Annotated in this window: 20 protein-coding genes; 11 read left to right on the top strand and 9 right to left on the bottom strand. The window is 68.4% G+C overall.

What is annotated here, in order from left to right:
* Positions 1–57 precede the first annotated feature (57 nt).
* The 4 genes from FEK34_RS14845 (at position 58) to FEK34_RS14830 (ending at position 4,044) form a co-directional block, all read left to right on the top strand.
* Positions 58–474, top strand: coding sequence for a Fur family transcriptional regulator (locus FEK34_RS14845; protein WP_432760955.1), 417 nt, complete (start codon positions 58–60; stop codon positions 472–474).
* Positions 475–511: 37 nt separating this feature from the next.
* The gene (katG, locus tag FEK34_RS14840; protein ID WP_138448448.1) at positions 512–2,737 is read left to right on the top strand and encodes a catalase/peroxidase HPI; all 2,226 of its coding nucleotides are present in this window, start codon (positions 512–514) and stop codon (positions 2,735–2,737) included.
* A gap of 234 nt (positions 2,738–2,971) precedes the next feature.
* Complete coding sequence (locus tag FEK34_RS14835) at positions 2,972–3,568, top strand: DUF5994 family protein (protein WP_249359187.1); 597 nt, start codon at positions 2,972–2,974, stop codon at positions 3,566–3,568.
* Positions 3,565–4,044, top strand: coding sequence for a DUF5994 family protein (locus FEK34_RS14830; RefSeq protein ID WP_249359184.1), 480 nt, complete (start codon positions 3,565–3,567; stop codon positions 4,042–4,044). Before FEK34_RS14835 ends, FEK34_RS14830 begins: the two co-directional genes overlap by 4 nt.
* A gap of 119 nt (positions 4,045–4,163) precedes the next feature.
* Here FEK34_RS14830 and FEK34_RS14825 read toward each other — a convergent pair whose 3' ends face one another.
* The 5 genes from FEK34_RS14825 to FEK34_RS14805 all read right to left on the bottom strand — a co-directional run bounded on the left by FEK34_RS14825 (position 4,164) and on the right by FEK34_RS14805 (position 9,005).
* The gene (locus FEK34_RS14825) at positions 4,164–5,204 is read right to left on the bottom strand and encodes an NAD(P)-dependent alcohol dehydrogenase (protein ID WP_138448446.1); all 1,041 of its coding nucleotides are present in this window, start codon (positions 5,202–5,204) and stop codon (positions 4,164–4,166) included.
* 174 nt (positions 5,205–5,378) lie between these two features.
* Positions 5,379–5,924: a hypothetical protein gene (locus FEK34_RS14820; protein ID WP_138448445.1), complete on the bottom strand. Its 546-nt coding sequence runs from the start codon at positions 5,922–5,924 to the stop codon at positions 5,379–5,381.
* Positions 5,925–5,951: 27 nt separating this feature from the next.
* Positions 5,952–6,719, bottom strand: a complete 768-nt coding sequence (locus tag FEK34_RS14815; RefSeq protein WP_138448444.1) for a phytanoyl-CoA dioxygenase — start codon at positions 6,717–6,719, stop codon at positions 5,952–5,954.
* Between the two features lie 86 nt (positions 6,720–6,805).
* Positions 6,806–8,296 (bottom strand): S8 family serine peptidase, encoded by a 1,491-nt coding sequence (locus FEK34_RS14810; protein ID WP_138448443.1) that lies wholly within the window; start codon positions 8,294–8,296, stop codon positions 6,806–6,808.
* 49 nt (positions 8,297–8,345) lie between these two features.
* Complete coding sequence (locus FEK34_RS14805) at positions 8,346–9,005, bottom strand: HdeD family acid-resistance protein (protein ID WP_171048224.1); 660 nt, start codon at positions 9,003–9,005, stop codon at positions 8,346–8,348.
* A gap of 244 nt (positions 9,006–9,249) precedes the next feature.
* Between FEK34_RS14805 and FEK34_RS29990 the strand changes: the two genes are divergently transcribed.
* Both FEK34_RS29990 and FEK34_RS14800 read left to right on the top strand, forming a co-directional pair.
* Positions 9,250–9,390: a hypothetical protein gene (locus FEK34_RS29990; protein ID WP_171048223.1), complete on the top strand. Its 141-nt coding sequence runs from the start codon at positions 9,250–9,252 to the stop codon at positions 9,388–9,390.
* Positions 9,387–9,650, top strand: a complete 264-nt coding sequence (locus tag FEK34_RS14800; protein ID WP_138448441.1) for a hypothetical protein — start codon at positions 9,387–9,389, stop codon at positions 9,648–9,650. The genes FEK34_RS29990 and FEK34_RS14800 overlap by 4 nt, the downstream gene beginning before the upstream one ends.
* A 19-nt stretch (positions 9,651–9,669) precedes the next feature.
* Here FEK34_RS14800 and FEK34_RS14795 read toward each other — a convergent pair whose 3' ends face one another.
* Entirely contained in the window at positions 9,670–10,506 is an 837-nt protein-coding gene (locus tag FEK34_RS14795) for a helix-turn-helix transcriptional regulator (protein WP_171048222.1), read from the bottom strand.
* Between the two features lie 102 nt (positions 10,507–10,608).
* Here FEK34_RS14795 and FEK34_RS14790 point away from each other — a divergent pair, with 102 nt between their 5' ends.
* Positions 10,609–11,322, top strand: coding sequence for an SDR family oxidoreductase (locus tag FEK34_RS14790; RefSeq protein ID WP_212748759.1), 714 nt, complete (start codon positions 10,609–10,611; stop codon positions 11,320–11,322).
* Between the two features lie 210 nt (positions 11,323–11,532).
* On the opposite strand, the gene FEK34_RS14785 is transcribed toward FEK34_RS14790, so the two are convergent.
* Positions 11,533–12,483, bottom strand: coding sequence for a hypothetical protein (locus tag FEK34_RS14785; RefSeq protein ID WP_171048221.1), 951 nt, complete (start codon positions 12,481–12,483; stop codon positions 11,533–11,535).
* 801 nt (positions 12,484–13,284) lie between these two features.
* Positions 13,285–14,016, bottom strand: coding sequence for a dienelactone hydrolase family protein (locus FEK34_RS14780; protein WP_138448439.1), 732 nt, complete (start codon positions 14,014–14,016; stop codon positions 13,285–13,287).
* Between the two features lie 320 nt (positions 14,017–14,336).
* Here FEK34_RS14780 and FEK34_RS14770 point away from each other — a divergent pair, with 320 nt between their 5' ends.
* Both FEK34_RS14770 and FEK34_RS14765 read left to right on the top strand, forming a co-directional pair.
* Complete coding sequence (locus FEK34_RS14770; RefSeq protein ID WP_138448437.1) at positions 14,337–14,855, top strand: hypothetical protein; 519 nt, start codon at positions 14,337–14,339, stop codon at positions 14,853–14,855.
* A 307-nt stretch (positions 14,856–15,162) separates the two neighbouring features.
* A complete protein-coding gene (locus tag FEK34_RS14765; RefSeq protein ID WP_138448436.1) occupies positions 15,163–15,585 on the top strand; it encodes a VOC family protein in 423 nt (140 codons plus the stop codon).
* 118 nt (positions 15,586–15,703) lie between these two features.
* Here FEK34_RS14765 and FEK34_RS14760 read toward each other — a convergent pair whose 3' ends face one another.
* Positions 15,704–16,783 (bottom strand): hypothetical protein, encoded by a 1,080-nt coding sequence (locus FEK34_RS14760; RefSeq protein ID WP_138448435.1) that lies wholly within the window; start codon positions 16,781–16,783, stop codon positions 15,704–15,706.
* 378 nt (positions 16,784–17,161) lie between these two features.
* Between FEK34_RS14760 and FEK34_RS14755 the strand changes: the two genes are divergently transcribed.
* Entirely contained in the window at positions 17,162–17,584 is a 423-nt protein-coding gene (locus FEK34_RS14755; RefSeq protein WP_138448434.1) for a class I SAM-dependent methyltransferase, read from the top strand.
* Complete coding sequence (locus tag FEK34_RS14750) at positions 17,568–17,981, top strand: NUDIX domain-containing protein (protein WP_138448433.1); 414 nt, start codon at positions 17,568–17,570, stop codon at positions 17,979–17,981. The genes FEK34_RS14755 and FEK34_RS14750 overlap by 17 nt, the downstream gene beginning before the upstream one ends.
* Positions 17,982–18,016 lie beyond the last annotated feature (35 nt).

Here is an 18,016-nt window from a genome sequence, read left to right as displayed (position 1 = left end):
CGGACACTTGAATGGGTAATACTTCTGACTGTGTCCACCACCTCGGACTTCGAGCGCATGCTCCGTGGTGCTGCACTGCGTGTGACGGCGCCGCGCGTGGCGGTGCTGTCGGCCGTGCACGAACATCCCCATTCCGATACCGAGTCGATTCTGCGGTCGGTGCGCCAGACGTTGGGCGCGGTGTCGCATCAGGCGGTCTACGACGTCTTGCGCGCCCTGACGGCGGCGGGTCTGTTGCGCCGGATTCAGCCGATGGGGTCGGTCGCGCGGTATGAGACGCGGGTCGGTGACAACCATCATCATGTCGTGTGCCGCAGCTGCGGTGCGATCGCCGATGTGGAGTGCGCCGTCGGCGCGGCGCCGTGCCTGACCGCTTCCGATGACAACGGTTTCGTGCTCGACGAGGCGGAGGTCATCTATTGGGGCGTGTGCCCTGAGTGTTCGTCGTCGCAGTCTTTGCCCGCACCCGGGTGATCACCAGCTCGGGTCACCCCTCCTCGAAAGGAACGTCGTGTCTGACAAGCCACCTACCAGTGAGAACACTGCCAGTGTCAGTGAAAGCGAGAACCCGGTGATCCCCTCGCCCACCCCGAAGGCGAGCCGGCCGCGGTCCAATCGTGACTGGTGGCCGGATCAGGTGGATCTGCAGGTGTTGCACCAGCATTCGGAGCTGTCGAATCCGTTCGGTCCCGATTTCGATTATGCGCGTGAGTTCGCGTCGTTGGATGTGGAGGCGGTCAAGCGCGACATCTTCGAGGTGATGACGACCTCGCAGGACTGGTGGCCGGCCGACTACGGCCATTATGGCCCGTTGTTCATCCGGATGAGCTGGCATGCGGCGGGCACCTACCGTATCGCCGATGGTCGCGGCGGCGGCGGTGAGGGCGCGCAGCGGTTCGCGCCGCTCAACAGCTGGCCCGATAACGCGAGCCTGGACAAGGCGCGCCGGTTGTTGTGGCCGATCAAACAGAAGTACGGCCGCAAGTTGTCGTGGGCGGATCTGCTGGTGTTCGCGGGTAACTGTGCGTTGGAGTCGATGGGTTTCCAGACGTTTGGTTTCGCGTTCGGTCGTGAGGACATCTGGGAGCCGGATCAGGTGTTCTGGGGTCCGGAGGACACCTGGCTCGGCGATGAGCGCTACAGCGGTGATCGCGAGTTGGCGAAACCGTATGCGGCGGTGCAGATGGGTTTGATCTATGTGAATCCGGAGGGCCCGAACGGGGTGCCGGATCCGGTGGCCGCGGCGCGCGATATCCGGGAGACGTTCGGCCGGATGGCGATGAACGATGTGGAGACCGCGGCGTTGATCGTGGGTGGTCACACGTTCGGTAAGACCCATGGTGCGGGTCCGGCGGAGGGACATGTGGGTCCGGAGCCGGAGGGGGCGCCGCTCGAGGAACAGGGGCTCGGCTGGAAGAGCACGTTCGGTACGGGTGTCGGTAAGGATGCGATCACCAGTGGTCTGGAGGGTACGTGGACGCCGACGCCGACGAAGTGGGACAACAGTTTCCTGGAGACGCTCTACGGTCATGAGTGGGAGATGACCAAGAGCCCGGCCGGTGCGTGGCAGTGGATTCCGAAGGATGGGGCGTCGGCGGATGCGGTGCCGGATGCGCATGATGCGTCGAAGTCGCATCCGCCGGTGATGTTGACGACGGATCTGTCGTTGCGGATGGATCCGGTGTATGAGCAGATCACGCGCCGCTGGCTGGAGCATCCGGAGGAGTTGACCGAGGAGTTCGCGAAGGCCTGGTACAAGCTGCTGCACCGGGATATGGGTCCGGTGTCGCGGTATCTGGGTCCGTGGGTTCCGGAGCCGCAGTTGTGGCAGGACCCGGTGCCTGAGGTCGATCACGAGTTGATCGATGCCGAGGATATCGCGGCGTTGAAGTCGCAGATCGTGTCGTCGGGGTTGTCGGTGGCGCAGTTGGTGTCGACGGCGTGGGCGGCGGCGGCGTCGTTCCGTGGCACCGATAAGCGTGGTGGCGCCAATGGCGGGCGGATCCGGTTGCAGCCGCAGCGCGGTTGGGAGGTCAACGAGCCCGATGAGCTGGCGCAGGTGGTGCGGGTGCTCGAGGGCATTCAGGAGTCGTTCAACTCCGCCCAGAGTGGCAACAAGCGGGTGTCGTTCGCGGATCTTGTGGTGTTGGGTGGTTGTGCGGCGGTGGAGTTGGCGGCCCGCGATGCCGGGGTGCCGGTGCTGGTGCCGTTCACGCCGGGGCGCACCGATGCCACGCAGGAGCAGACCGATGTGGAGTCGTTCGCGGTGCTCGAGCCCAGTGCCGATGGGTTCCGCAACTACTACGGCAAGGGCAATCTGCTCTCGGCCGAGCATCTGTTGATCGACAAGGCGAATCTGCTGGGTTTGACGGCGCCGGAGATGACGGTGCTGGTCGGCGGTTTGCGGATGCTGGGTGCGAATTATCAGCAGTCGCAGTTGGGTGTGCTGAGTTCGGCGCCGGGTTCGCTGACCAATGATTTCTTCGTGAATCTGCTCGACATGAGCACCAGGTGGGAGGCGTCGGGCGCTGACGACGGCACCTATGTCGGTAAGGACCGGGTGTCGGGTGCGCCGAAGTGGACGGCGAGCCGGGTGGATCTGGTGTTCGGGTCGAATTCGCAGTTGCGGGCGTTGGCGGAGGTGTATGCCACCGATGATGCGAAGGAGAAGTTCGTCGCCGATTTCGTGGCGGCGTGGAACAAGGTGATGAATGCGGATCGGTTCGATCTGAAGTGAGGTGGGCGGCGACCGGCTCGCGGGCCGGTCGCCGTCTCTCCCCCGTTGTGTCGCGTTGTCAGGGCGATGCGGTCAGGTCGTTCGACCACGTTTGATACCGGGTCGGTCCGCGACGGTGGGGTTCGGGCGTAGGCTCGATGGTGTCGGGGGCTTTTCGTACGAACCATCCGTGGTTTCGTCGTCGCCCGGCCAGTGAACAGGGCCCGTTATGCGGTCCCGGTCAGGAGCGTCGTGATGACGCGACACCACGAGCCGACTTTGTTGGAACGCTCGCCACGTTTTTCCCTCCGCACCAGACCTTCCGCCACAGGGCGGTCACCAGCGCCGCCTGTCCCCCGCCCGGGTGTGGTCGATGGGGCCTGGTGGCCTCATACGAACGACTTGGTCGCCGAAATGGCCGATCTGGGAGCACTATTGGCCGATCGAGCCGACGGCGTCGACCGCGTCATGTACAGCCTGGACGCCTGGCGGCCGGCCCCGCGGCGCGCGATGTTCGGCGGGCATCCGGTTCGTCTGGACGGATATCGATATCTGCGCGGCGACACCGTCTGTGTCGTAGGCCTCGACCGCGAGCGTCTCGTTCTGCTGGTCATCGCGCCGGACACCGTCGCCGCCGATGCGCAGGCACTGTTGGCGGCTGCGTCCGGGCCGGATGGCGGACGCACCGCCGGCGAACTCGTGGCCGCCGATAGTCGTCGCCGCGACCGCTTCCAGCAGCAAGCCGCGTTGTACCGCTGGGACGACGAAGGCGGCCACAGCGCGGCGGCGGCCCCACGCGCTCGGCGTGCGGGCTCGGCGATACCTCCAGCCGCTGCTGGTGGTCTGCAATGACGCAGAACCCGCCGCAGGATAGGGGCGGTGCCGCCGCCGACCGTGGTCTGGGTCAGTTCCGGGCCACCGCCGGTGGTGGGCAACCGTTCGATCTGCCGACCCGAACTCCGCGGTTGGCGCTGAGTGAGCGTGGCGCACAACCTGGGAGTGTCGATGGTGCTTGGTGGCCCAGAACCGACAACCTGACCACCGAGTTACACAACCTGGTCACGGCCCTCACCTCTCGTCTGGGCCGCACCAGCCGCATCGCGTTCGACTGGAATGCGCTGAGCCGGTCCCAACGCCGCATCGATCCGCCCGACGGGATCGAGGTCACCGGGCCGCTCCCGGACCAGCCGCCCGAGGTGATGGTTGTTTTCGGTCCGGGCGACCGGTGTCTACGCCTGCTGGTGATCGATCCCGACACTGCCCCGGCCGACGCCGAAGCACAGATCCGCGCCGCCACCGGCACGACTGCGGACCGGCCGCACTCCTGACCTTCCGGCAGGCCGTTGTCGGGCGGTGAGTTCCTCGATCTCGACCACCTGCCGTCAGGGCCTCGGCCGAGGCAGCGCGCCGTAACGCGACCGCCGCTGCCGCGCTGTGGTCGCGCGTCTCAGGGCACGATGACGGCGCGTCCGCGCAGGGTTCCGGCGGCGAGTCGCCGGTAGGCCTCGGGCGCGTCGTCGAGGGTGAAGCGTTCGACGGCGATGTCGAGGACGCCGGCGTGGGCGAGGTCGATGAGTTCGATCAGTTCGCTGCGGGTGCCCCAGTAGGGTGCGGTGACGGCGGTTTCGTAGGGGCTGATGCCGAAGCCGACGCGGGCGGCGGATTGTCCGTCGCCGAGTCCGACGATGGTCACATCGGCTGCGACGCCCGCGACGGCCATGGCGGTGTCGACGGTGGGCTGGTAGCCGACGAAGTCCAGCACGAGGGCGGCGCCGGCGGGTCCGGTGATCGCGCGGACATTGTCGGCGGCGGCGGCGTCGGAGAGCACCGCCTCGTGGGCGCCGACGGATGTTGCGAAGGCGAGTTTGTCGTCGGTGACGTCGAGGGCGATCACCCGCGCCGGTGAGAGGTGGCGCAGCAACTGGATTGCGACATGCCCCAGTCCCCCGCTGCCGATGACGACGGCGAACGTGCCGGGCACCAGCTTCGGCAGTGAGCGTTTGATGGCGTGGTACGGGGTGAGTCCGGCGTCGGTGAGCGGCACGGTCGCGACCGGGTCGAGGTCGCCGATGGGGACGAGGTGGCGTGCGGAGTCGACGATCATGTATTCGGCGATGGCGCCGGGCGCGCCGAGGCCGGGCGGGAAGATGCCGAGTTCGGCGGCGCGGGAGCAGTAGTTTTCGGCGCCCTGGGAGCAGAACCAGCAGGTGCCGCACCCCCATGGCCCGTAGACGACGACCGGCTCCCCCAGTTCGAGCCCGGTGACGCCGGCGCCGAGGGCGGCGACGGTGCCCGCACCTTCGTGGCCGAGGGTGAGCGGTAGCGGAAAGGTCAGCGCCTCGGCGGGCAGGGACATGACGAAGTCGTCGGAATGGCAGACCCCGGCGGCGGTGATTTTCAGCAGCACTTGGCCGGGGCCCGGTTCGGGGGTGGGGATCTCGCGGACTTCCGGTTCCGCACCGACCGCCGCGTATTGGAGAGCCTTCATCGCACGTCCTCCGTTCGATGCTGGTTGTTCTCACGATCGCACGCGGGCCCGGCATCCGTGTGGCAAATCGCCGCGGCTCGTGCGGGTCGGTAGGCGCGGCCGAAGATCACCCGCGTGCGGTAGGCCGAGGGTGCGCCGCAGCGCACGCAGGCTGATTTCGCCGGCGGTGCGCGTCTACCAGACGAGGGTCAGGTCGGGGATGCGGACGCGGCCGAAGAAACGTTTGTCGATATCGCTGCCGTCGTGGTTGTAGCCGTTCATGAGTTCGGCCAGTTCGTCGGCGAGGGCTTGCAGGGCGGGGCTGATGACGTCGATGCCGTCCTCGCGCACCCACCCCCAGTCGGGTGGGACGTTGTCGATGGTGATGTCGATGCAGCTGTGGTGTGGTGTGTCGACGGTGTAGGTGATCTGCGGTGGGGCGTCGCCGATCGGGTCGCGCAGGGCGGGTTCGGCGGGGTGGGCCGGGCGTGGGGCGAAGGTGGCGCGGGCCAGGACGATGTCGGCGCGGATCATGTCGGCGATGCGTTCGAGGTCGGCGTGGAGGCCCACCCGGTGATGGCGGTTGCCGTAGGTGCGGTCACCGACAGCTGGTCCGGTGCCGGTTCTGCTGAGGATGCGATCGAGCATGCGCTGGGCGGTGGCGCGTTCCTCGTCGCCGGTGTTGGGGTGCTCGATGAGCGCGCGCAGGCGGGAGATCCGCAAGGTTGCACTGGTCGCCATCGTCGCAGGGTATCGGAACGGGTCTGATCAGCGGCGTAACGCTTGCCGGATGGCGAGTTCGACCGGTGCGAGGTCCTCGGCCGGTCCGTCGATGCGCAGGTCTCGGGTCGGGGTGAGTTTCGGTTGTCCGAGGATGCGTGGGGCGCTGCCGCGGTTGGGTTGGCCGGCGTGCACGAGGAACGGGTGGCACAGGTACACGTCTCCGGCCCCTCCGGTGGCGAAGGCCGTGGGGAGGTGGCCGGTGGCGGTGTCGGCGCGGGCGGCGAGTGTGCGCGCGTCCAGGCCGGTGTCGCCTTCGGGTTCGAGCAGGCGGGCGACGTGGTGGTGGGAGCCGACGCGCAGCCGGGTCAGTGCGTCGTTGTCGCCGACGTCGGTGAACAGGAACAGCATCAGCAGGGCGCGGTCGCGGGAGCCGACGTTGGCGCGCCAGGTGAGGTAGTCGCCGGGTACGGAGTGCTCGCCGGGAAAGCTGACGTCGACATGCCAGCCGTCGAGGACTGCTGGTTCGTCGCCGGGATACCGGATGACGAACCCGCCCAGTGTGTTTCGTGGTTCCCATCGGCCGCGGCCGACGAGGGTGTCGAACGCGGCGTGCAGTGCCGGGGTGTTGGCGGCGTCGAGGAATGGCTGCTGGTCGTAGTCGCCGAGACCGAGGGCGGGGCCGGTCCGGGTGCCGGGGTCGATATCGCGCCACAGGATCTCGCGGCATGCGTGGGCGAGTTCACGCGAGAAGGCGCCGCGGATCCGGACGAAGCCGTTGTCGATGAAGTCAGCGACCTGTGCGTCGTCGAGCATGCGGTCAGCGTCGCGGATACGCGGCGTTCGGCGCAATCGGTTTTCGGCACGGTGTTCAGCGTCGGTGGCCGCTCGCCCCCGGGAGCTCAGACCGCGCGCCCGGCACCGTCTCCGAGCAGTGCCCGCACGTCGGGCAGGTTGCCGATCCGCTGCGTCGCCGGGCGGCCCGGTGCCTCGGTTTGCGCACTCCCGGTGGCGCGCAACCGCGCCCGCACCTGCTCCGGGGTGGCGCGGCCGGACCCTGCCGCGCCGAGCGCGCCCTGATAGCAGGCGATGGCGCCGACGACGATCGGTGAGGCGCTCGAGGTTCCGCTGAACGTGTCGGAGTACCAGAGGTCTTCGTCGCCGCCGCCTTGCAGGTCGCCGTAGCCGGTGGTGGTGACCTCACGCCCCCAGCCCTGGGCGTCGACGCGGGCACCGTAGTTGGAGAAGTCCAGCCGGGAACGGGCCGGGCCGTGATCGCGGCCGTGGGTGCCCGGCGGCGGTGCACCGGCGCCCACCACGATCGCCCCGGAATCGGCGACCCCGCCGCGGAACGGATTACGCCACGTCGACGGGAATTCGGCGGGTTTGGTGTCGTAGATCGCCGCGTCCAGATCCTCGGCGCCGTTGCCCGCGGCTTCCACCACCACCACGCCGCGGCCGATGGCGTAGCGGATGGCGGCCCAGTCGTCGGGCCACCATTCGATCGCGATATAGCCGCGCTGGTCGGGGCGCCCGGCGTAGTTGAATCGCGGTCCCGGGCGATGCAACTCGATCAACAGGATGTCGCCGGCACTCAACGCGTCGGCGGCCGAACGGATCGCGGCCGCGGAGCCGGCGCCGCCGAACACCGACACCGCGCGGATCCCGGCCTCCGGTGCGATGCCGGTGATGCCGAAACCATTGACGTCGCCGCTGATCTGCCCGGCCACCGCGGTGCCGTGGTTGCGCCACCCCAGATCCGGTGACGGGCTGCCTCCGATGACCCCGCCCTGGTTGTCGAGCAGGTCCTCATGGGTGAACCGCCACGCGCCTTCGACATCGATGACCCGGACTCCGGTGCCGCGGCCACCGGGCTGCGTCCACGCCCACTGCGCGTTCACCCCGTCCGGTGCCGCCCCCAGGTAGCCCTGCCGCGCCATGAAATCCGGTGTGACCGCTGGCGGTTCGGTGAGGGCGCGGGCCGCGACATCGGCGACGGCATTGCTGATCGGCGGCGCCAGCGGCGGTTCGGCGGGTGGTTTCACATACGCGGCGGCGACCGCGTCGTCGGCGCGCAGCCGTTCGGCTTCGGCGTCCAGGTCGTCGGCGACGCCGCCGACGGTGAAATAGTTCAGCAGTTCGGCGCCACCGGGCTCGGCCGGTGTGCCCGCGAGGCGGTGTTCGAGCCGACGCGGCGGCCCGAACACCCGCGACAGCGCGGCGTTCGGTAACAGCTCCCCCAGTCGCGTTTCTGCCGAGGCGTTTTCCCGCAGGACGGCGGGGTCGATGGCGGCGACGGCGCCGTGTGTGACAACGACAAGCTCGGGCGGGGTGCGGGGCGGCCGGAACCCGGTCGGGCCGAGCGAATTACGACGCTGATCTGGTGATCCCATGTCGTCAAGTCAACCCGTTGCGGGGCTGCGCCGCCAGCGGTTCGGCGTTTCAGCGCCCCATGGCGTGTCCGCTGCCGGGTGGCATGACGATAGTGGTGTCGGCCGTCGGCCGCGGCGGCGCAGGCCGCGGAGGTGCCGGTTCGGGCTGCGGCGGCTGCTCGGCGGGAGCTTTACGGGCGGTGAGGATTTCGGTGATCCCCAGAGCGATCATGCAGCAACCGGCGGTGGCGGCCAGGATGTCGACCGAATCGAACGGCACGATCGCCACCACGATCCCGACGATCAACGTCGCCAGCCCGATCACCTCCTGCACACCACGCCCCGGAGTGTCGTCGTCGTCCCACACCGCGGCGATCGCGTGCACCACCCCGCGCACCGACCATCCGACACCGAGCCACATCGCCACCAGCAGCACCCACTCCCCGCTGCGGAACGCGAGCAGCCCCAGCACCGCCGACACCGCACCCGCCAGGAACATCAATACGCGGGGAAAACGCCCGAGCCCCGACCCGAACGCGATGGTCAGTTGCAGTACCGCACTCACCAGCAGATACGCCCCCGCCAACGCGGCCAGCGTCGCCACCGACTTGCCCGGCCACATCATGATCGCGACCCCCAGCAGCACCGAGCAGATGCCGACAACCAGGACCGTCTGCCGCACACCGCGACCCAACACCGACACCGGACCCGAATCCTCGTAGGTGGGCATAGCGACATGATATGGCCAACCCATGCCGTTTGCCGAACGATTGCCACAATCGCCCGGTCAGCGCTCGATCACGAACCAGCTCGCCCCTGCCGGCAACAGCCCCTGGCGTCGTCTCCCCGGTGGCGCCTCGGCCGCCGCGTCGGGCGAACCAGCCCGGTCCGGCCCTCCGGGGGCGGACCGGCAATCGATGCGACGGCGAGATCTGGGTGTGCGGCTCGGGTCACGCCAGGTGAGGATGACGGTGGTGGCTGCGACCAGCGGGCTCGCGGGCAACAGCGAACCCGAGGGCGAGGGCGGTGGTGCACAGCACCGGATCAGCGCCCGCCGCGTTGCCCACTCCGAATCGGCGCCCGCGCCGCCACGGCGAGCTAGATTGTGGGAGTGAAAGCTTCACCTGTGTGCCTCGGGGCTCTCGTCGGCGCGATCGTCGGCACACTCCTGATTTCACCGGTTGCCGCCGTGTACGCGGCCCCGGCGTTGACGATGTCGGCGATCAGCGGCGACGCCATGCTGTTCACGATCGCCCTGCTCGGCGCCTGCCTACTGACCGGAATTCTCGTCGGAGCAGCCCTGGGCGGCGCTTTCGGTTGCGCCATCGCAGCCGATCGCCGCAACGGAGGCTTTCACTGCCGCGGCGACGTGTGATCGACCCGGCCGCCCACTGCTAGCGGGCATCGGCACTGTGAACGGACAGGGAAAGCAATACCAGGGCATCGTGTTCGGGTGTTTCCGGTGCCGCTTGGTAGAGCAGGACGCGTTGTCCGCTGCCGGTGTGGTGCAGGACATCGTTGGCGAGGGTGAGGTGGCCGATCACCGGATGCCGGAACGCCGTCTCGCCACCGCGCTTGACCCAGACCTGGTGTTGCCGCCACATCCCGTCGAATTCGCCGCTGACTGCGGATAACTCTTCGACCAGGGTCGCGACCGGTTCCGGGGACGCCGGCTCGGCCGAGCGCAGCTGCGCGACACAGTTGCGTGCCACCCTGTCCCAGTCGGCGAACAGCGTCCGGGCCGCGGCGTGCAGGAAGGTGTAGCGGATCGTGTTGCGTTGCGCGAGTGGCCAGTCGCCGAGCCCGGGCATCAGTGCCAGACCTTCCACATTGGCCGCCAGCACGTCGTTGATTTCGTTGAGTACGTAGGCCGGGCTGGGCCGCACCGAATCCAGCAGCAACCGCAGGCCCGGCGGGACCGGCTGGGCGTCGACGGGGCGCCGGCGTGGCAGGCGACCAGCGGTCCGGTCGGCGAGGGCCAGCAAGTGCGCGTGCTCGTCATCGGTCAGCCGCAACGCCCGTGCCAAGGCGCCGAGGACGGCGTCGCTGGGGGCGGTTTCGCGGCCCTGCTCGATGCGGGTGTAGTAGTCCATACTCACCCCCGCCAACGCTGCCAGCTCCTCCCGCCGCAGCCCCGGAGTTCGCCGGTTCCCCGGCCCGACCGGCAAGCCTGCCTCGGCAGGACCGATCGCCCCACGCCGGGCCCGCAGGAACCGCGCCAACGCATTCATTCCTCGAGTGTGCCACCGGCCCACCACGTCATGGGTGGCCGTGTCACACCCAGGAACCACGCGGCCTTCCCGGGTTCTGCGCGCCGACGCAGGGTCGAATGCATGACGGAAACTGTGATCATCGGCGGAGCATCCGGAATGGGGTTGGCTCTGGCACATGCCCTTGTCGGCGAGGGCGAGGACGTCACCATCGCCGGCCGATCCGCTGATCGGCTCGCCGCGGCGCGGACGGCCCTCGAGCGCACCGGACACGGCCGGGTGCGCACCAGGCGAGCCGACATCAGCCGCGAGGACGAGGTCGCCGACCTGTTCGCCACGGACCGGCCGGTCGATCATGTGGTCGTCACCGCCGCCGACGCCACCGGGGTATACGGCCCGACTGCTCGGCTCGCCACCGACACCGCGCGTTCGGTGCTGAACACCAAGCTGCTGGGTGCATGGCTCATCGGCAAATACGCGGCCGGCGCGGTGACCGAATCGCTTACGTTCACCTCGGGTATCAATGCCTACCGGCCCAACGGGTCGAACACGATCATGGCCGCGGCGAACGGCGCGCTGGCATCACTGGCGGCCGGGCTGGCCATCGAAATGGCGCCGGTACGGGTGAATGTCGTATCGCCCGGCTGGGTCGACACCCCCATCTGGAACCAGCTCGGCATGGACACCCAGCAGGCCTTCACCGAGATGGCACAGCGACTTCCCGCGCGGCGTGTCGGCGTCGCCGACGATATCGCCCAGGCTTTTCTCGCCGTCCTGCGTAACCGGTTCATCACCGCGACCGTCCTGCATGTCGATGGCGGCCACCGATTCGTCTGAGGTGCCACCGACATATCGACTGTGCACCTCGCCCGCAGGTCCCACGGCGCCGATCACGTTCGCGGGCGGCACGTCGTGACGATCCGGCGCTCTGACACGACATCGGTATCCGTACCTGCCACTGCCGGCCGCCGCGGCCGGGGGCTGCCGAGGGCAGCGGAATTCACTCCTTATGTGGCCCCGTGGGTGTGCGCAGGCACCGGGACACCCTCAGGTGAGGTCCGGCGCCTTGGTGCCTGCCTCGAGCAAAGCATCGAGTTGCCGTTCGGCGCGTTCGGCACGGGCCAAGGTTTGCGCGCGGGCGTCGTCGAGGGCGGCGATGCGCTGCGCCGCGTCGGCGTTGGCCTTGTCGATGGCAGCGGCGGCTTCCGCGCGGGCCGCCGCCAGGTCGGCGGTGGCGGCACGGCGGGTGTCGGCGAGTTCGGTGCGGACCGCGCCGAGTTCGATTCGCACCCGGTCGAGTTCGGCGCGGATCTCCTGGATCGTCTGTGCGCGTTCGGCGGCCGTGCGTTCGGCGCGTTCGATGGCGCGTTCGGCGTCGGCGGCGCGTTGGACGGCGAGGTCGCGTTCGGCGGCCGCGGCGGTGACCTGCTGGGTGGCGGCGCGACGGATCTGTTCGATCTCGGTGGCGGCGGTGGTGCGTACCCGCTCGATTTCTTCGCGGGTCTGTTCGCGTAGCCGTTCGATGTCGTCGGCGCATTGCTGGCGGATGGCGCGGATATCGGCGTCGGCGGCGCTGCGGGCGGCGAAGACGTCGGCAGCGGCCTGTGTGGTGACCGTTTCGACTTCGCGCAGTGCCTCGTCGCGGTCGGCGCGCGCTCGGGCGGCGTCGGCGTCGGCCTCGGCGATGCGCGCCTCCGCGGCTTCTGCTGCCGCCGCGGCGTCTTCGGCGGCTTCTTCGGCGCGCAGCCGCTGCTCGTCGGCGCTGCGGCGGGCCTGTTCGGCGTCGGCGGCGGCCACTTCGGCTTCGGCGATGCGGCGGGCGGCGTCGGCCTGGATCTGCTGGATCTGTGCCTCGGCCACCGACGGGTCGGCCAGGGTCGCGAGTTCGGCGACGGCGGCGTTGAGGGTGGTGCCCAACTGTTGTGCCAGGCCACGGAACTGTTCGAGCAGCTCATCGGCGCGCACGCGTGCCGCGGTCGCCGGTCCAGGCTGCGTCACAGTGACGGAAGCTCCCGGTGCTGTCGACTCCTGTTGCTGCCGTTGACGTTCCCGCCACGCCCGCCACCGCGTGTGCTCGGGAAGGTCACAGTATTCCGAGGGCCGCCCCGGTCCCCCGCCCTTGGTGATCGGCCGCGCACAGCCCGGGAAGTTGCATACGTTCGCCACCCGTAAATCGTAGCGTTGGTTTCGTTGGCGGCGACGTAATGACACGAAACGAAACCCGAAGATTCGCTGCGAATTCGGCGCGCCCTGACCGCCGATAAGTGAACATTATCGGGGGTCAGAACGAGTGGCGCTCGCGGCGCGATAACGCCGGTCGACACACGCCCGCAGAGCCGAACGCCACCTCCGGCCGGTTACGAAAACTAGGGTCGCTGGTACGTTCGTCCCACAATGGTGAGCGCGCCCGCGTTCGATTCGCCGGCGACCGTCCGCCGGCATGCGGGGCGCGGCCGCCGTCGACACCCTGCTCCCCGACCCAGCCCGACCGCACCGGTGACATCGGTTCCCTCCGCACCCGACCGGACGCGGCCCGCGACATCTGTCGGCGCACCGAGCTTCCACCCGACCCTCTGGCAACATCCTGCGAGGTGAACTGGCCGCCGAATTCCGCGAACACTTCGACAGCCGGCCGCAACTGGGCAACTTCGCATCGGTAGTCGTCGGCGATGGCGGCCGAACGCTGGTGTCGTGTGCCGAGTCGCGGTGCCGCTGAACCGCAGTCGACCGGGGTCACCGCTATCGAAATGGCCGTTCTTTCCTCGAGAGCGGTGACCGTCCGGCGCTAACGGCTCGGTCTCACGTCAGGTGCCGGGTGAAGAACCGGTTGGCCTCTTCTCCGGCGTAGGGCGGGACGCCGGTATGGCCGCCCATGTTGGCATGCAATGTCTTCTCCTTCGAGCCGAAGGCGTCGAACACATCGAGTGCCATCTGCCGGTCGTTTCCCTCGTCATCCCATTGCAGCAGCACGTGCAGCGGGATGGTGACGTGGCGGGCTTCCTCGACTATGGCGCGGGGCACGTAACTCCCGGCGAACAGGACGGCGGCGGTGATCCGCGGCTCGACCACCGCCAGCCGGGTGCCGATGGAGATCACCCCGCCGGAATACCCGACCGGACCACGGATCTCGGGCTGCGCGAGGAGGGCGTCGAGCGCGGCCCGCCATTCCGGGACGGCCTGGTCGACCAGCGGGAGGACGAGGCGGTCGACGACGTCGTCGGAGACCGGCTCCCCCGCCTGCACTGCTCGGCGCAACTCGGCCCGGGCTTCCTCGGCGTCGGCCGAGCGCGGCCGCTCACCGCTCCAGGGGAGTTCGATCGTGGCTGCGGTGAAACCCTGAGCGACGGTGTGCCGGGCCCGGTCCAGCAGCCGCGGGTACATCGCCGGCAGTCCGCCCGGGTGGCCGAGCAGGATCAGCGGGACCGGCGCGGAGATGGACGTGGGCGTCCACAGGATGCCCGGGATCTCGTCGAGGGTGAAGGTGCGCTCGAGGATGTCGTCGTCGAGGCGCTGTTCGGTGATGAAGTGCACGATGGTGCCTTTCGGGAGTGCTCGTGAACGGCGCTCCCGGACGACCTATCGCCCGACCGTGACCCCTGAGGGGAGCACCCATGTCGATACTGCGTTCACGGGTATCACCTCCTCGTTCTCTGGCACGGCCTCGACAAGGTAGCAGTGACGTCCGTTGTTCGCCAACGGGTTTTCCCGTGAACCGGCGACGCCGCGCTGCCGTCGTCCCGACTCCCACATCGGTGCCCCGGACCGCGAATCCACGGCGACGAATCTGTCCGGCCGCATCGCCGCTGCCCGACCGCGGTGCTCGCTGTTGGGTTTGGGCCGAAGGCGAGGAGATGGCTTCGATGCGCAATGGGTCGGGAGACGAGTACTCCATCATGTTCTCGGTGGCCGGGGTATGTGTCCGGGGCTTCAGCCACGAGTCGCCGATGAGCCCGTACGGCCGTGACTGCCGGCCCTGGCCGGGCGTGATCGACGATGTTCCCGATGTCTTCATGCCCTTCATCGAGGAGCCGGCGTTCACCGACGAGGACGGCGTGCCTGTTGTGACGGCCTGCTTGTGGCGGGAGGCGACAGATGATCAGTGGCACCACGGCACGATCGGCTTCCCTTCGGACCATGCCGACCCTGATGGGGCGACATACCTGTTCCAACTACTGGTCGACCGCTCACCTGAAACGTTCCAGCGCTTCGCCGAGGACTATTACGAGGTCTCTGTGGACCTGAAAGCGGTGAGGGACGTGTATGCCGTGCGGCCGCTGGACCAGGAACTCGTGTCGTCGTTGAACGTAGAGGCCACCCTGGCGGACCTGGCCCAAGCCATCTCCGAAATCGGATATCCGCATGCCCGCTGAAAGCCGATCTGCCTGCCCACCGGCACATTCTGGTGGACCGCCGCTTTCCTCGACCGGGTGTTCGCAGTCGGCACGGTGAGTAACGGCGCGCCATCGCGATGAGTGTCGCATCTCGCGCGAATCAGTGTGCGGGAGTTCGGCGGCCAGGATCCGGCGCGGCGCACTGCCGCAGCCGAGGCGTAGGCCGATCGGGACGTACGTGCACAGGATTTTCGAGAAGCACGACAGAGGGTGTCGTGATTTGCCGGGAGTCTTGATCGGCGGCCGTCGGACAGCCCGATCGGCCGGTTCACGAAGGAGCGTTCACGTGGGTTCTCAGGTCAATCCGTGCATCACGTTCGACGGCAACGCGCGGGAGGCGATGGAGTTCTATCAGCAGGTCTTCGGTGGCACGTTGGAGGTTTCGACGGTCGCGGACTTCGGCTCACCGGCCTCGCCGAACGCTGACAAGGTCATGCATTCCCGCTTGGACACCGCGGCCGGCTACACGTTGATGGCCTGGGACTTCCCGGTAGACAGGCCCGGCCACCCTCCTCATCGGCCGGGCAACAATGTCGCGGTCTTCCTCGGTGGCGATGACGGAGAACTCCGCGACTACTTCGAGAAGTTGTCCGTCGGTGGCACCGTCACGCTGCCTCTCGACACGCAGGTGTGGGGAGATGAGGCGGGCTCACTCGTGGACCGATTCGGGATCAGCTGGATGTTCAACATCACCGCCCGGCACCGCTGATCGGCGAACTGTCTGATTGGTAACCGCGTCGTCCCGGCCGAGCACCGATCCCCCGCCGGTGATCGGCCACGCGATCCACGCAGGCGCGCCCAATGCGCGATGGCGCGCGAGGTTCGGCTCAGATCCGCGGGGTCCCCCACTGCATGAGCTTGTCGACCGGCACGCCCCACGCCTGTACCGCCGCGCGCGGAACGAAGGTCGTGATCTCGGGAATCCCGGCCGATTCCGGGACCGTAGCGATCAGGTGCAGGTAGGTGCCGTCGTCGAGGCGAATCGAGAAGGGCTGGTCGGCGAAGTCGGGTTCGGCGTCGAACAACAACTCCGGCTCGGCAGCGACCCAGGGCTCCAGCAGGTGTTCGACCTGGGTGAACGTGGCATGAGTGAGCCATTCACGTTGCGCCCGTGCGGTGGAGAAGTCGTCGATGGCGCCGAAGCACAGCACCGGCCAGTCCTCGACGTCGCTGCGGCGGCACAGCTCGGCCAGCTCGGTGAGGTTGACATCATGCGTTTCCGGATCGGGGTCTCCGGCGGCCACGCTGACATAGCCGGCGTCGATGTCTTGGCCGTCGGCTCCGAAGGAACCCAACGCGGAGTCGACCTCCCGGGCGAACCTGCCGTACTCCTCAGGGCTGAAGAAGGCGCACCAGTCGGGCACCGGACCGGCTGGTGCGTCCGTGCCGGGTGGTTCGACCGAATCCGCTTCGGCACATGCCTCGAGCAGCGGGACAGCAGCTCCGCGCAGGATGCCGGCCTCTCGGTCCCGAAGCAGGCGGCGCACGAAGAATTCCGGGACGACACCCACCGGGAACTCCCCACCGACATTGGCGCGGATGACCACGGTGCGGTTGTAGGGGTTGTGGTCGTCACCGGCACGGTCCTGGTATCCCCACCGCGCCGACGCCGCCCGCACCAGCACCTCACCGATGTAACGCAGTGTGCCGGTGGCGAACTCGGCCTCCGGCTCGAACCCGGCACCGTCGGGATAACGCGCGAGGACGATCGGTTCCAAAGCGTCCAGAGAGTCGAGGGTGAAGTCGAACGGAAAGTCCGCGGGCAGGTAACTGCGCCGCCACTGCTCGACAGCGCCTCCCATATCGGCCAGCCAACGGTCCAGGAACACCCGCGCCTGCTCGGTCATGGTCTTACGGTCCTCGGCCATATACGCCGCGGTTCGGTCATCGGTGTGCACGAAAACCATCCTGGCAGCAAAGTCGATCGGTTCCCGTCTGCGAGAGGGGCACTCACCTCTTCCGCGCGACATGGCCGCGCGGCAGGTGAGTCGCCGAGGCCCGCCGGGAGGCCTTTGCTCGATCATCAGGCAACCAGCTCAGGGACCGCCTGCTTCGCCGGAATCACTTCGGTCATCCGCAGGGCCGAGTCACCGGCGTACAACGCTGCCCGATCCGCCGACGCCGCCGGTGCGCCTGCGAGCGGTGATATCGCCCATGCCGGCTTGCACCACCCAGGTCCAGCCGGAGCCTATCGGGAAGGCGGACGCGGTCGACTGTATAGATCCAGCCGGATCTGTTGCGCGCTATGCGAATATGGACACTCGCCGTCCGGGCAGGAGATTCTCGTGAACGATTCACCCGACCACGTCGTCGGCAATCTTTTCGCGGGAACTGCCTGGCACTATGCGCGGTATCGGCCCGGGTATCCGGAGATGTTCTTCTCCGACCTCATCGCGTCGTACCACCTCGACGGCAGTGGCCGCCTGCTCGACCTCGGCTGCGGCACCGGGCAGCTGATACTGGGGTTGGCGGCCCATGTCGCTGAAGCGGTCGGCGTCGATCCCGAATCCGCAATGCTGGTGGAGGCGGCCCGCCGAGCGCAGGCCGCCCAGATCACCAATGTCACATGGTTGCAGGGACGTGCCGAGGACTTGCCCGATAGCCTCGCCTGCTTCGACCTGGTGACCATGGGCCGCTCATTCCACTGGATGGAACGCGAGCGAATCCTCGGCAGTCTCGAAGAGGTGGTCGGTGATCGCCTGCCGTGATCGACGCGGGCGGTTCCTTGTGCACCGGCGTCCCCGGAGCAGTCCGCGGTTTCCGGGCTACTACAACTGGCTGGTCGGCGGTGCGGTCGCCGCCGGTGAGTCCTACGAGGACGCGGCCCGGCGGGAGCTGGCCGAGGAACTAGGAGTCCGCGCCGCCCCGCGGTTCGTCGGCAAATTCCTGTGCCGCGGAGCGATCGCGCCCTATTGGATGGGCATTCATGAGACCGTCCTCGATGGGCCCGTCACCGTGGATGCTTCGGAAATCAGCCGGTCCGAGTGGCTGACGCCGCCGAGCCTACGGAAGGCATTGCGGCAGTGGCCGTTCGTGCCCGACAGCATCGAGGCGTTCGGTACCTACTCCCGGGCGAGCAGTCGTGGGCGCGGCAGATCGCGCTGACGCCGGACAGCCCTGGCGCCAGTCGTCCGATGAAC

Origin of the sequence: Nocardia cyriacigeorgica, from assembly GCF_005863245.1 — a bacterium.
Taxonomy (GTDB): Bacteria; Actinomycetota; Actinomycetes; order Mycobacteriales; family Mycobacteriaceae; genus Nocardia; species Nocardia cyriacigeorgica_C.
This window is presented reverse-complemented; position numbering and strand designations above follow the sequence as displayed.